This window comes from Shewanella vesiculosa (assembly GCF_009994065.1).
GTDB lineage: Bacteria > Pseudomonadota > Gammaproteobacteria > Enterobacterales > Shewanellaceae > Shewanella > Shewanella vesiculosa.
Genome location: NZ_JAACSD010000006.1, coordinates 282,976 through 296,963 on the forward strand (window position 1 = coordinate 282,976; position 13,988 = coordinate 296,963).

A 13,988-nucleotide genomic window follows, 5' to 3' on the forward strand; every position below is an offset into this window, starting at 1 on the left:
CCATGTCATCACGACATTCGTCAGTCCATTCACATCAGATGTACCATCTGAGTCGTTAGGTGATTTTTATTATGCTATGAGGACTAACATTTTGCCGGAGCTGGCGGGGAGATCTAAGAGCGGGAAGCAGTTTTCCCCTTCTTGGTCTGGTGTGGGCGAAACGCCACGACCTTAATAGTATTAAGCTATTTTAAATAGCTAATCGCCTCGTTGGGGTAATAATCACTGGTAAAGGCATATCCCAAAACTCGGTAGGAACTTGGCTCACTTGCTGACAATCGTGGGCAAAGCCTACTGCTAAGGGCTTGTTATCGACCACTTGTGCCAAAGTGCGGTCGTAATATCCGCCGCCCATGCCCATACGGTTACCGTGTTCATCAAATGCCACCAAAGGGGTGATGATCATATCGAGTTTATCGACAGTAATAACATGCTGCACATTCAATTGTGGCTCTTTAATAGCGTATTGATTTTCAAGCATCACAGAATCGCGATCATAACGAATAAACAGTAAGTTGCCTTTACTGAACGGATGAAGCCGAGGCAAATACAGGTTAATGTCGAGATCCCATAATGCTTCAATCAGCTTTTGAGTCGCTAATTCACCGTCTTGGGTAAAATACAAGGCAACATGCTTAGCCGACTGAGCTTGAATTTCAGCAAGCATGTGGCGGCTAGCAATTAAGGCTAATTGGCTTTGTTCTTCAGGACTAAGGCTATTTCGCTCTTGGCGAACATGGCGGCGAATGTTGTCGCGGCTCATGTCTGTGCTATCGAACAGCGGTTCTTGAAACTCAGAAGGGGTGGCAAAGTAGCTAATACGTGCCGAAGATGTTGACGTAACCGGACGATTTTCTGTGTTAGTCATAAAACGAGTGATGGTCATAAAATTAGAATGCTCCCCAAAATACCGCTGCCGGCGTAGCCCTTGAACCGTAGGTTCAAGGCGGGTAAATGTTCATTTCCTAAGGCTTCTCGGTACGAGCCGAGCATGCACAATGTCAACAAAAGCATTCACCCTGGGTTTGTAATTATCGGCACAGGGACTTAGCCAACTGGCGAATATCTCAGGGAGCAAAACTGGTTGAATCAAGCTTTGCTTCATTCTTAAATCTTAGTCTAGCCTTCCTAGCGGCTTCGTTCAACCAACGATGTTTCCAAGGTTGATTGCAATAACGAAATACGCTCATCCATTTGCGCCATGTACTGCTTATTCTTTTGCTTTTCTTCGTACAGTTCATTACCAATGTTTAATGCTGCCATAATGGCCAGCTCTTCACGGCTCAAATTGTTAGTACGAGATTTTAAGGTTGTCAGTTGGTTTTCAACTTCTCTGGCTACCGTGCGCAAGGCATCTTCGCGTCCTTTTGGACATGCGATAGAGTAGGTGCGCCCTAATAGGGTGATATCAACAGCACTGTTACTCATAATGTCGCCACAGATCCTTAGTTAAACTCAAGCATGTGGCGAACTATATAGGGCTGAATTTAAAAGAGCAAGGCAACAACGCGCCTTTTTAACTATTTGCTGGTTGTCTGAACAAATACACTCATTGTCAATTATTATAGTCACTTTATGGCTCACAAATTTAACCACATTACACACTAGCATTTGGAGCATCATCCTAACTCTGCTAGCATTGATGCAGATATTGCGCTATTAGGAATTAACCATGGCAACCCCACCTTCATTATGTATTGAAAAACTAAAACAGGCCCTAGATTACGCAGAAGTTGGCCAGCATCCAGTAGAAGTGCACGGCGCACTGGTTGGGCTTATTTGTGGTGGCGTTAAGCAAGAAAATTTAGCCTGGTTAACACCGTTAGTTGAGTTAATGAACGATGGGCAACCGTTAGAGCCTAATTTACAACTGCTGATCAGCGAATTGTATCAAGATACGGTTAATCGATTAGTGGATTTCGAATTTGGTTTTACCCTCTTATTGCCAGAAGAAGAAGCGTCATTAAGCGATCGCGTCGAAGCGTTAGCCCTGTGGACTCAAAGCTTTTTAACCGGCATTGCCATTATTCAACCACAGCTAGCCAAAGCATCGCCAGATGTACGTGAAGTGATTAAAGATCTGGCCGATATTGCTCAAGTAGAATTTGATGTTGGTGATGATGAAGAGTCAGAAGTTGCTTACTTTGAGCTACAAGAGTTTGTCAGAATGTCAGCTATTTTATGCTACTCAGAGTTTGGCTTAGACATGCCATTGAATGACACCGATGAGTCTTCAACTTTCCACTAACATTTTTGGTATAGGCAGCAACGCAGCGTATGACCACAGCACACACCATCACAGCACAGCTAAATGTTGATATTGCCATTGTCGGTGGCGCCATGGCCGGAGCCACGTTAGCCCTCGGGCTAGCTAAGTTATCTGCCACCTTGTCGCGTCCGCTGCGCATCGCCTTAATCGAAGCCCACTTAGCGAGCAATAATCACCCAGGTTTTGATGCTCGCTCCATTGCCATTGCGCACGGTTCTATTTTCGAACTGACTCGTTTAGGTATTTGGCCCAAGTTGCAGCATCTAGGCACGGCGATCGAAAATATTCATGTTTCTGATCGCGGCCACTTTGGTATGACCGAACTTAACGCTAAACCCCTTGGCTTAGGAGCATTAGGGCAGGTGGTTGAGTTAGCCCAAGTGGGCAAAGTGTTGTTTGAGCAATTGGCTAAATCATCTGTTGAGGTGCTTTGTCCGGCTACCGTGACTGAGTTGCAGGCTCAAACCAATGGTCACTTATTAACTTTAGATAACGGTACGCAATTGCATTGCCAGTTATTAGTTGCTGCCGATGGTGCTAATTCCGTGGTGCGTCAACATCTTGGCCAACCGACAGAACAAATCAATTTCGATCAAACGGCCATTGTCGCCAATGTGAGTACTGACCAGCCGCACCAGCATTGGGCTTACGAACGCTTTACGCAAACAGGGCCATTAGCTCTGCTGCCTATGAGTTCAGTGCCCATGACTGCTGCGGCGCATACTGCTGTGTCAGCCAGCGCTGCTCAGTCGCGTTTTTCCGTAGTGTGGGCATTACCGCCCGCTCAAGCAGAGCAACTAAAATATGCCGACAAAGCCGAGTTTTTAGCCGCATTACAACAAGCCTTTGGCCATCGCGTTGGTCGCTTCGTTGATGTGGGTCAGCGCAGCAGTTATCCACTGACGTTATCGTACATGCCAAGACCTATTTACCATCGCTGCATCTTTATTGGTAATGCGGCGCAAACCCTACACCCGATTGCCGGACAAGGTTTTAATCTTGGCCTGCGTGATGTTGTGGGCTTACTGGATGTACTGAAACAGGCTTTCAGTACGTATCAATTAGCTAATCCCTCAACCGAGGTCGATGTCGGCAGTAATGCTATCTTGCATCAGTATTTAGCCGCACGCCAAGCGGATCGCGACAGCACGCTGAGTAATATCGAATTTTTAGTACGTGGCTTTTCCAACCAATATTGGCCGATGGTAGCGGGTCGCAATCTTGGTTTACGCCTATTGTCTTGGCTACCACCGTTAAAACGTCCCATCGCACAAACCGCAATGGGCTGGCGTTAACTCATTTTAAGGTAAGGATTGAGCATGTTTTCTACTCAAACATATGATGTTGCCATTGTTGGCGGTGGTATGGTCGGGCTGGCAACGGCAATTGGGTTAGCGAATGCCGACCTTAATGTGGTGGTCATTGATGCTGGCGAAACCCAAGCTGTGAGTGGCGAGCCCAAATTGCGTGTTAGTGCCGTTAACAAAGCCAGCCAACAATTGCTCGAAAATCTCGGTGCGTGGCAATACCTTGATGACAGCCGTGTTAGCCCTTACCAAAAAATGTCGGTTTGGGACAAAGACGGTCTAGGCAAAATTGAATTTGACGCTCACAGTATTAGCGAAGCCTATTTAGGCTCAATTATCGAGAATGATGCCATTAGCTATGCACTGGCTAAGCGCGCCAGCGAAATCAGCAATTTAACTCATTTACAAGGTCAACGCCTTGAACGCATTGCCTTTGGCGAACGTGAAGCCTGGCTAACCCTAGCCGGCGGCGACAACATCAGCGCCGCAGTGGTGGTGGCCGCCGACGGAGCCAATTCTTGGGTGCGTGAACAATGCAATATTCCGCTGACATTCTGGGACTACGGCCACCATGCCATAGTGGCTACTGTGCGCACTGAGTTAGCCCACGATGCGACCGCCAGACAAGCCTTTTTACCCGGTGGTCCGCTAGCCATGTTGCCCTTGTATGACGATAATTTATGTTCCATCGTCTGGTCGGTATCGCCCGATCAAGCCGAGCAATTATTAGCATTAGACGATATCGAATTTGGCAAAACGTTAACCGCTGCACTCGATGGTCGTTTAGGCCTGTGCCAGGTGATTAGCGAGCGACAATCGTTCCCATTACGTATGCGTTATGCGCGCCATTTTGCCCGCCATCGATTAGTGCTGGCTGGTGATGCTGCCCATACCATTCACCCGCTTGCTGGCCAAGGGGTTAACCTCGGCTTTTTAGACGCCGCCAGTATTATCGACACCTTTAGCCAATTGCACGAACAAGGCAAAGATTTAGGCGAATACAGTCATTTGCGCGCCCTTGAACGTTGGCGTAAAGCTGAAGCCATGGAGATGATTGCCACCATGGAAGGCTTTAAAAGATTGTTCGCCGGCAGCAATCCGCTTAAAAAAGCCATGCGCGACATAGGCCTAACCCTAGTTGATAATGTCGCTGGGCTGAAAACAGTGTTCATCAAACAGGCTATGGGTAACAAAATGACATTACCTAAACTTTGTCGTGAGCCAATTTCATCGTAGCGAATATAGAAACTTGTTTAATATCAGTCTATACAGCTAAGTCGGCGTTTTTACTGTAAAAAATTATGTAAATAAATTACAACAATAGATTAGCTAAACTAATGCGACAGGACTCGGATTAGAAAAATTTTTTGTATACAAAGTAGGTCTGCGGAGTATAATTTTGGCCGCATTTTATCAAAAACCTACATAAGAAAGGCCTCAAAAAAAGGGATAATAATGGCTAGCAAAACCGTACTTTTTAACAAGCATTTAGAATCTAAAGCCAAAATGGTTGATTTCCACGGTTGGGACATGCCGATTAATTACGGCTCTCAAATCGAAGAACACCACGCAGTTCGTCAAGATGCAGGCATGTTCGACGTGTCTCACATGACGGTAGTTGACGTTACCGGCAGCGATGCTTGTGCCTTTTTACGTAAGTTACTTGCTAACGATGTCGCCAAGCTTACCGTACCAGGTAAAGCCCTTTACGGCGGAATGCTAGACGAAACCGCTGGCATCATCGACGACCTTATCACCTACTACTTAACCGACACTCATTACCGTGTCGTGGTTAACTCCGCAACCCGCGACAAAGACATGGCTTGGATCAACAAGCAAGCTGCAGCATTTGATGTGGTGGTGACTGAACGTCCAGAGCTTGCGATGATTGCCGTGCAAGGCCCTAATGCTAAAGCCAAAGCGGCTAGCGTATTTTCTGCTGAGCAAAATGCTGCCGTTGAAGGCATGAAGCCATTCTTTGGTGTGCAATCTGGCAGCTTATTTATTGCCACCACAGGTTACACTGGTGAAGCGGGCTACGAAATCATAGTGCCAGAAGCCGAAGCGGAAGCCTTATGGCAAGCGCTATTAGATACAGGCGTTAAGCCATGTGGTCTAGGTGCGCGTGATACCTTACGCTTAGAAGCGGGCATGAACCTATACGGTCAAGACATGGACGAGTCAATTAATCCATTAGCCGCTAACATGGGCTGGACCGTAGCGTGGGAGCCAAGCGATCGTGACTTTATTGGCCGTGACGCACTTACTGCAATTAAAGCGGCTGGCACTGACAAATTAGTCGGTTTAGTCATGGAAGAAAAGGGCGTATTACGCCATGATATGGCTGTGTTTTTTACCGACGCTGAGGGTGTTGAACATCAAGGTGTGATCACCAGCGGGTCGTTTTCGCCAACATTAGGCTATTCTATTGCCATGGCCCGTGTACCTAATGGTATTGGTGCGATAGCTGAAGTTGAAATGCGTAAAAAGCGTGTTAACGTAAAAGTCATCGCCCCAAGTTTTGTACGTAACGGTAAACAAGCTTTCTAAAGATTCAATAAAATGAGTTGCGGTTTACCCAAAAAGAATTTATTGATTAAGTATTAGAACATCTGATTAAGGAACAACAATAATGAGCACTATTCCAGCAGACTTGAAATATGCATCTTCACATGAGTGGATCCGTAAAGAAACAGACGGAAGCTACACAGTGGGTATTACTGAGCATGCTCAAGAGTTACTAGGCGACATGGTATTTGTCGAATTGCCAGAAGTCGGCGACACAGTCACTGCCGGTGAAGATTGCGCCGTAGCAGAATCTGTTAAAGCAGCATCAGACATTTACGCACCGGTTTCTGGTGAGGTGATTGCGGTAAACGAAGCTCTAGAAGATTCACCAGAGCTTGTTAACAGCGATGCTTTTGGTGAAGGCTGGTTCTTCCGCGTTATGCCTTCTGACGAATCAGAAGTTGATGGACTGCTTGATGCCGAAGGCTATCAAGAAGTGATTGACGAAGAATAATCGCCAATGACACAGGAAGCTCCCTAGGGAGCTTCTTTGTTATGTGCAGCTAAAAACAATGACGAGCGCGCAACATAATAAACCCTAAACAGGTTATTCACGTATTACCCATTTTCACCCTAATCCAGTTCTGTGCCCTACAGCCAAAACTGGTCGATTTGGAACAAGGTTTAACATGACCAAGCAAACCCTGACACAACTAGAACAGCACGAACTTTTCCTGACTCGCCACATCGGCCCAAGTGAAGCACAACAACAAGAAATGTTGAACTTTATTGGTGCAGAGTCACTAGAAGATCTCACCGCCCAAACCGTTCCTGGCAAAATTCGTTTACCCCAAGATCTCACCATAGGTGACTCATGTGGCGAAGCCGAAGGTATCGCCTATATCCGTAACATAGCTGACAAAAACACTGTATTTAAAAGCTATATCGGTATGGGTTACTACGGCGTGCAAGTCCCTAATGTCATTTTGCGTAATGTATTTGAAAACCCAGGTTGGTACACGGCTTACACTCCATACCAGCCAGAAATCGCCCAAGGCCGTTTAGAAGCGATTTTAAACTTCCAACAAGTGTCAATGGACCTTACCGGTCTTGACCTTGCGTCAGCCTCATTACTGGACGAAGCCACTGCAGCTGCAGAAGCTATGGCATTAGCCAAACGGGTATCTAAAGCTAAAAAAGCAAACATCTTCTTTGTGGCCGATGATGTATTTCCACAAACATTAGATGTAGTTAAAACTCGCGCTGAATGTTTTGGTTTTGAAGTGGTTGTTGGCCCAGCAAACGAGTCTGTTAATTACGAATTATTTGGTGCCTTGTTCCAGTACACCAACCGTATTGGTCAAATTACCGATTACACTGAGTTATTTGCCAAGCTACGTGACAACAAAGTCATCGTGACTGTGGCTGCCGACATCATGTCATTGATGTTACTTAAATCTCCAGGCGCCATGGGTGCAGACGTGGTATTTGGTAGCGCACAACGTTTTGGCGTACCAATGGGATACGGCGGACCACACGCAGCTTTCTTCGTTGCCCGTGACGAGCACAAACGTTCAATGCCTGGTCGTATTATTGGTGTGTCAAAAGACAGCCGCGGTAACAGCGCATTACGTATGGCTATGCAAACGCGCGAGCAACATATTCGCCGCGAAAAAGCCAACTCAAACATTTGTACCGCGCAAATTTTACTCGCCAACATGGCGTCGTTTTACGCGGTATTCCATGGCCCACAAGGCTTAAAAACCATTGCTTCACGCATTAACCGTTTTGCCGACATTTTAGCCGCAGGCTTAACCGCTAAAGGCGTATCACTGGTTAACACTACCTGGTTTGACACCATCAGTGTTAAAGGTGCCGACCTTGCTGCCATTAATGCCCGTGCGTTAGCGGCACAAGTTAACTTGCGTATCGATGCAGATGGCGTATTTGGTATCAGTGTAGACGAAACCACTATCCGTGCCGACATCGCAGTCTTGTTTGACGTTATCTTAGGCGCAGGCCATGGTTTAGACGTAGCAGCACTCGATGCCGACATCATTGCTAACGGCAGTCAGTCAATCCCTGAAGCCTTAGTACGTCAAGACGCTGTATTAACCCATCCAACGTTTAATCGCTACCAAAGCGAAACCGAGATGATGCGTTATATCAAGCGTCTCGAAAACAAAGATTTAGCCCTAAACCACTCCATGATCTCGTTAGGCTCGTGCACCATGAAGCTCAACGCGGCAGTGGAAATGCTACCGGTAAGCTGGCCAGAATTTGCTAACATGCACCCATTCTGCCCACTAGACCAAGCACAAGGTTACACCCAGTTAATTAACGAGTTGTCTGAGTTTTTAGTGAAAATCACCGGTTATGACGCTGTGTGTATTCAACCAAACTCAGGTGCACAAGGCGAATACGCTGGTCTGTTAGCGATTAAGAAATACCACGAATCTCGCGGCGACGCGCATCGTAACATCTGCTTAATCCCGCAATCTGCTCACGGTACTAACCCTGCATCAGCGCAACTGGCTGGTATGCAAGTGGTGGTGACTGCTTGTGACAAGCAAGGCAACATCGATTTAGAAGACTTACGTGCTAAAGCATCTGAGCTTGCTGGTAACCTGTCGTGCATCATGATCACTTACCCATCGACTCACGGTGTGTATGAAGAATCTATCCGCGAAGTATGCGAAATCGTTCATCAATATGGCGGTCAAGTTTACTTAGACGGCGCCAACATGAACGCACAGGTTGGTTTAACATCACCAGGCTTTATCGGTGCTGACGTATCGCATTTAAACCTACACAAAACCTTTGCTATCCCGCACGGCGGCGGTGGTCCAGGTATGGGCCCAATTGGTGTTAAAGCACACCTTGCGCCATTTGTAGCCGGTCACGTAGTGGTTAAGCCCGGGCGCGAAAGCGACCATAACGGCGCCGTATCTGCTGCACCGTATGGTAGTGCCAGCATCCTGCCAATCAGCTGGATGTACATTAAGTTGTTAGGCACTAAAGGGGTTAAGCAATCTACCCAAACTGCGCTATTAAACGCTAACTACATCATGAAGAAACTCGCCCCACATTACCCAGTATTATTTACTGGCCGTAATGAGCGCGTTGCCCATGAATGTATTATCGACTTACGCCCACTAAAAGAAACTTCTGGCGTAACCGAAATGGACATCGCTAAGCGTCTAAACGACTACGGTTTCCATTCACCTACCATGAGCTTCCCAGTAGCGGGAACCTTGATGATTGAACCTACTGAATCTGAGTCTAAGGTTGAGCTGGATCGTTTCATCGAAGCGATGATTTCTATTCGCGGTGAAATTACCAAGGTAGAAGCAGGCGAGTGGCCAGTGGACAATAACCCACTGCACAATGCACCGCATACGCTGGCTGACATTATGGACACCGAGTTTGATTCACGTCCGTACAGCCGTGAAGTGGCCGTGTTCCCAAGCGCTGCAGTTAAGGCTAATAAGTTTTGGCCAACGGTGAATCGTATTGATGATGTGTATGGGGATCGCAATTTGATGTGTAGTTGCGTCCCATTATCTGACTACGAATAATTGCTGCTTAGTCTTGATAATACTGCTTCAGTTTAAGGTTTTCGCTGCTCATTGACACCAGTCAACTCCGCGGCGAAAACCTCAAACTTCATTGTCTTATCATCGCCAGCGACGCAATTATGGTGGTAATGCACTAATCGTCATTCCCGCAAGGTTTTTGAGCGGGAATCTAAAGTATTAAAAAGCGACCGAAAGGTCGCTTTTTTGTTTCCAATACATCAGGAACGACCAAAAAACTGTCATTCCGATTATGTTTATATTTACGTCATTCCGGTAATGCTTTTTAGCCGGAATCCAGCTCTATTCTTTTATTCTTAGCTTATTGCTTTTATGGCCTGCGCAACTAACGTCGTGGCGCTTCGCCCACACCTGACTAAGAGGAAACCAACGGCTGTTCCCAGTTTATTATTTATAAAAGAATTGGCCCAACCGGCACATCAAAATTGTCCTTAATGACTTAAACCGCAGCGAAAGGCCTCCATGGCTAGCTAACACATTCTTTTATAAAGCGTCTTCAACGGCCTCAAGGTATAGATGATTCAAGGCAGTGAAAGAATGAGTGGTTCTTCATGGCAAGTTAAATAGATAATTTTTTAGCCAACCATCATAGGCTTTGAAATCTTGTACAGATGTGAAGCAAGCTTGGCGATTATTACCCCGTTGAATAATATGTTGTGGGATCCCGATAGGGCTAACCCTTGGTTTTCTTGGCATGTGTAACATCCATGTTCAAAGTGACTTAACTGCTAGAGTATAGCTAATAAATTTAAGTTTACTCTGACCCCATTTATTATTGACCCCATTTATTAAAAGGATGGAGTAACTACGCATGAAATATTAGTGGAGTTGTGGTTGCCAATAAAATAAATATAGACTAACTAAAAAATTAACTAATACTATAATGTTAACTGAAGATTTTAGTCGTTTCTCGCAGTATTAATCGAAGGAATTCAATAATGAAATGGTTACCAGCTAAGTGGGTGTTAGATAAAGAGGCAGAACTATCATTTCAACAATCTTTAAATCAACGCTCACGCACAAATGCAGTAATGATGAGTTTCATCTTAATTACGGTGTTGCTATTTTTTACTCTATCTTCATTTGCAGCCGCTAATTATATTTTCGCCGACATCTTAACCCATATCGTCAGTCTCATAATTGCAATGGTAATGATTTTCAGTATTAAAAAATCAGCCGCTTGTTACCTTGATTCGATACTGTTATTTTTTGCGGTACTGTTTACCCTCATCAATGGTTTATTCTTTTATAGCTATGCTATTAATCATCAAGGGCTCCATGAAGGCGGCCCTATGCTTTCAGCCATTTTTATTACAGCCATTCCTATACTTCATTTAGGGCAAAAGTTCATTATTTGGCTGTTACTGGGTGTCGCTCTGCTTACAATCCAATTCAACACCGAGGTGGATATCATTTGGAGTATAAACTTCTATGTGATGACAGTTGCTATCATGACCGCGATGCAATATCAAACGGATGTGCTGCTGAGAAAGCAATATAAATACGAGTTAATTCAAACACAAAAGGCGCAAACTGATGAGTTGACAGGGATTCATAATCGCTATAATTTCGATAAGCAATTCTCGACTCTGTTACATAATTTAAAACAGGGGCAGTACCTTTCATTGGCGATGATAGACATTGATCACTTTAAAAAATATAATGACCGCTACGGGCATTTAATGGGCGATAAAGCCTTGGTCAGCTTTGCCCAGTTACTTTCAATCCAAGGTGCCGATATGGTGGTACGCTTTGGTGGCGAAGAATTTATTTTGGTTTCTGTTAGTTCAAATCAAAATCAGCACTGGCTTGAAGATTTCCCCATGCAGCTTAAGCGGCTCGAGATTGAGCATAGCGATTCAGCAACCGGGTACCTGTCAGCATCAGCTGGGGTGGTAAGTGTTAGTGCCAATCAGCGTCATCTAGTTAATAAAACCAAGCTTTTAACCTTAGCCGATCGCTGTTTATACCAAGCTAAAAAAGCCGGTAGAAACCAAGTGAGTCGCCAAAAGGTATCTTGTTAAGAATAAGACTTAAGTTAAGGTTGAGGCAAGGCAAAGAAAAGTGGGGTTTCGTCAGCCACTTATTCCTGTGGTTTATACCATCATCATTTTATTGTAATGCTCTTCAAAATCAGTCCTGATGAAGACATCTTTAAACTTGGTAATAAACCTATCAGAGTCGATTTCTCCCAAATCATTAATATTTACAGAGTCAGAATGTGATTCTCGGTTAATAAACCTAAAGAAAGGCGAAAACTCAGCATCTGCCTCTTCAAGTTCATCCAAAGCGGCTTTGAGCGCATCTGTTTTATGTACAAAAGAAAAATAATATTCTAGAATATTTCTCATGATATTAGGTAAAACAATGTTGTTAGTACTGCCATTTTGAGCATCTTTTATGATCTGCCAGTATGACTGGTAATCATTTTTTATATCGCCTTTTTGCATAGATAAAATATTGCTATTAGTGTTTTTTAGCACTCTAAATAAATTACATTTTTTTTCAAAATCTTGTTGGTTTGAAGGGAGATATTTAATCATTTCATGCAGAAAATAAAGGCTATGAGTGAGTAGTATTACTTGTGCATATTGGTAGCCTCTAGTAAGCTTTTTATGCGTGAGAGCCCCTATTTCATAAATATAATTATGAGAAAGGCTTGATATAGGGTCATCAACTACAATTATTTTCTTATTCCTAGGTGTCGGTGAGTTACTATCTACGCTACCCTGGCATAGTTCTAAAAAGTATAGGTAAGTAATAAGAGTTTTTTCACCTTCACTAAGCGATTTATATACATCATTGCCACTCGCAGTGACACCACGACAAAGGTAATAGTGATTACTTTCTCCTAGTTGCTGTTTAATCTCAAAACCTTCTAAACCTATCGATTTTATTTGATTATTTATACTGATTACCGACATTTCTATATTAGTTATTTGTTTACGGTTCTCAGCGATAATTCCATTTTGCAAATCAATATCCGTAGTAAGTGTTTTTTCATCACCTTTAACGGATGCAATATCACTATCTATTGATTTAATCAAAGTATCATGAGCTTTAATTTCAGCATCGTATTTTATACGAACTAAATTCCAAAATTTATTTTTAATATCAGTTAATTATTGCTTTTTCTTCCCAAGCTTTACGTTGAAAGTGGCTATATATGTGTTTTTATAATTAATGATATCATTAATTATTTGCACTAAATCAACTGTAGTTTCCAAACTAACTTTAACACTTGGATCAGCTAATTTTTGATTCAACTTTGTAAGGTTCGCTTGTAAAACACCCGATAGTTTTTCTTTTGCTAAATCTAATTTCGTATCATTAATAATTGAATAGTGAGTGCCTGATAATGTAACGTTTAGATTATCGATAGCTTGCTTATATTCGCTCTGTAACGTTTTTAATTCCCCTTTTTTTTCTTCGTAAGACACATCAAAAAGGTTATTAATATTTTCAATTAATTTATCATCTACAACTTGTTGGCAAAATGGACATTTTCCTTCAGCGTCATCTATATAAACTCTACCATTATCAATCCAGGTAGCATTTTGGAGTTTATTAACTAGCTCAGCTAAATAGCTGTCACTAGAGCCAACAATAACTTCACTTAAAATAGTATTTGATTCGCTCGAAGCTAGGTCTAAAACTACTTTTGGAATCATGCTTTTTGGTACTGCGCTTTTACTATTCAACTCCTTAGATTCAGTCGCTAGACTATCAAAGGTGTACTCAGGAACTTCTATAAGGTTAGTTTTCAATAGTTCTTCATAAAACGCAGCAGCAGAGCCTTTAAAACCGATTAAACAGTGATCTAAGTCTTTTTTTTCATACTCTTTTTTAATTTCAAAGCACTTGTCTTTAATCGCTTTAATTTGAGTGTTTTTTTTATTCTCGTGTTGAGTTTTAAGAGTTTGCTTTCGACTTCTTTGTTTCTCTAGCTGGATAATCTCTAGTTCCGCTGTGCTAATAGCTTGCTCAGCCGCAACATTAGCCTCACCTAAAGTAAAAACTCCTTCAAAGCTATCTTGAGAGAAGTTTTTTTCAACAAAATCAGTGTTATAAACCAAGATTTGATAGTCTTGAGAATTAGGTAACACATAACTGCAATTCCTATAGCTAGAGCGTGTAGTATCTTGAAGGTATCTTGCGACTGTAGATTTACCAGTACCGTTATGACCATATAACAGCACTATTTTTTTATTTGTATTGAGTGATACAGGGATAGGGTTTTGAAAACTAGCTACTCCTTGTATAGAGATTGATTCAATCATATATTTCTTCCGTGATTAATAATAATGG

The 13,988-nt window shown here is 43.3% G+C and carries 9 protein-coding genes, 1 other RNA gene and 1 pseudogene; 7 read left to right on the top strand and 4 right to left on the bottom strand.

Features of this window, described 5'->3' with window-relative positions; genetic code table 11:
• Positions 1 to 190: 190 nt before the first annotated feature.
• From GW828_RS07255 to GW828_RS07265, 3 genes are all read right to left on the bottom strand, one after another.
• Positions 191 to 886, bottom strand: coding sequence for a 5-formyltetrahydrofolate cyclo-ligase (locus GW828_RS07255; protein ID WP_124015460.1), 696 nt, complete (start codon positions 884 to 886; stop codon positions 191 to 193).
• Positions 887 to 895: 9 nt separating this feature from the next.
• Positions 896 to 1,077, bottom strand: a non-coding RNA gene (gene ssrS / locus GW828_RS07260) — 6S RNA.
• A 51-nt stretch (positions 1,078 to 1,128) separates the two neighbouring features.
• On the bottom strand, positions 1,129 to 1,428 hold the full coding sequence (locus GW828_RS07265; RefSeq protein WP_101086040.1) for a cell division protein ZapA: 300 nt from the start codon (positions 1,426 to 1,428) through the stop codon (positions 1,129 to 1,131).
• Between the two features lie 244 nt (positions 1,429 to 1,672).
• Here GW828_RS07265 and GW828_RS07270 point away from each other — a divergent pair, with 244 nt between their 5' ends.
• The 7 genes from GW828_RS07270 to GW828_RS07300 all read left to right on the top strand — a co-directional run bounded on the left by GW828_RS07270 (position 1,673) and on the right by GW828_RS07300 (position 11,704).
• Complete coding sequence (locus GW828_RS07270) at positions 1,673 to 2,248, top strand: UPF0149 family protein (protein ID WP_124015461.1); 576 nt, start codon at positions 1,673 to 1,675, stop codon at positions 2,246 to 2,248.
• A gap of 29 nt (positions 2,249 to 2,277) precedes the next feature.
• Positions 2,278 to 3,564, top strand: a complete 1,287-nt coding sequence (gene ubiH, locus GW828_RS07275; RefSeq protein WP_273058197.1) for a 2-octaprenyl-6-methoxyphenyl hydroxylase — start codon at positions 2,278 to 2,280, stop codon at positions 3,562 to 3,564.
• A 24-nt stretch (positions 3,565 to 3,588) separates the two neighbouring features.
• Entirely contained in the window at positions 3,589 to 4,812 is a 1,224-nt protein-coding gene (locus GW828_RS07280) for an FAD-dependent oxidoreductase (RefSeq protein WP_182722633.1), read from the top strand.
• Positions 4,813 to 5,031: 219 nt separating this feature from the next.
• The gene (gcvT, locus tag GW828_RS07285; RefSeq protein WP_124015464.1) at positions 5,032 to 6,126 is read left to right on the top strand and encodes a glycine cleavage system aminomethyltransferase GcvT; all 1,095 of its coding nucleotides are present in this window, start codon (positions 5,032 to 5,034) and stop codon (positions 6,124 to 6,126) included.
• Between the two features lie 82 nt (positions 6,127 to 6,208).
• On the top strand, positions 6,209 to 6,598 hold the full coding sequence (gene gcvH, locus GW828_RS07290) for a glycine cleavage system protein GcvH (RefSeq protein WP_124015465.1): 390 nt from the start codon (positions 6,209 to 6,211) through the stop codon (positions 6,596 to 6,598).
• A 175-nt stretch (positions 6,599 to 6,773) separates the two neighbouring features.
• Positions 6,774 to 9,662 carry an aminomethyl-transferring glycine dehydrogenase gene (gene gcvP, locus GW828_RS07295; RefSeq protein ID WP_273058196.1) on the top strand — a complete coding sequence of 963 codons (2,889 nt, stop codon included), beginning with the start codon at positions 6,774 to 6,776 and terminating at the stop codon, positions 9,660 to 9,662.
• A 956-nt stretch (positions 9,663 to 10,618) separates the two neighbouring features.
• Positions 10,619 to 11,704, top strand: coding sequence for a GGDEF domain-containing protein (locus GW828_RS07300; RefSeq protein ID WP_273058195.1), 1,086 nt, complete (start codon positions 10,619 to 10,621; stop codon positions 11,702 to 11,704).
• 72 nt (positions 11,705 to 11,776) lie between these two features.
• Here the strand turns inward: GW828_RS07300 and GW828_RS07305 are convergent.
• A pseudogene (locus GW828_RS07305) lies at positions 11,777 to 13,960 on the bottom strand (AAA family ATPase).
• Positions 13,961 to 13,988 lie beyond the last annotated feature (28 nt).

Bases quoted from the DNA above. Each gene is read 5' to 3' on its own strand.
- ubiH (WP_273058197.1), top strand. From the start codon at position 2,278: ATGACCACAGCACACACCATCACAGCACAGCTAAATGTTGATATTGCC.
- gcvH (WP_124015465.1), top strand. From the start codon at position 6,209: ATGAGCACTATTCCAGCAGACTTGAAATATGCATCTTCACATGAGTGG.
- GW828_RS07270 (WP_124015461.1), top strand. From the start codon at position 1,673: ATGGCAACCCCACCTTCATTATGTATTGAAAAACTAAAACAGGCCCTA.
- gcvT (WP_124015464.1), top strand. From the start codon at position 5,032: ATGGCTAGCAAAACCGTACTTTTTAACAAGCATTTAGAATCTAAAGCC.
- GW828_RS07265 (WP_101086040.1), bottom strand. From the start codon at position 1,428: ATGAGTAACAGTGCTGTTGATATCACCCTATTAGGGCGCACCTACTCT.
- gcvP (WP_273058196.1), top strand. From the start codon at position 6,774: ATGACCAAGCAAACCCTGACACAACTAGAACAGCACGAACTTTTCCTG.
- GW828_RS07300 (WP_273058195.1), top strand. From the start codon at position 10,619: ATGAAATGGTTACCAGCTAAGTGGGTGTTAGATAAAGAGGCAGAACTA.
- GW828_RS07280 (WP_182722633.1), top strand. From the start codon at position 3,589: ATGTTTTCTACTCAAACATATGATGTTGCCATTGTTGGCGGTGGTATG.
- GW828_RS07255 (WP_124015460.1), bottom strand. From the start codon at position 886: ATGACCATCACTCGTTTTATGACTAACACAGAAAATCGTCCGGTTACG.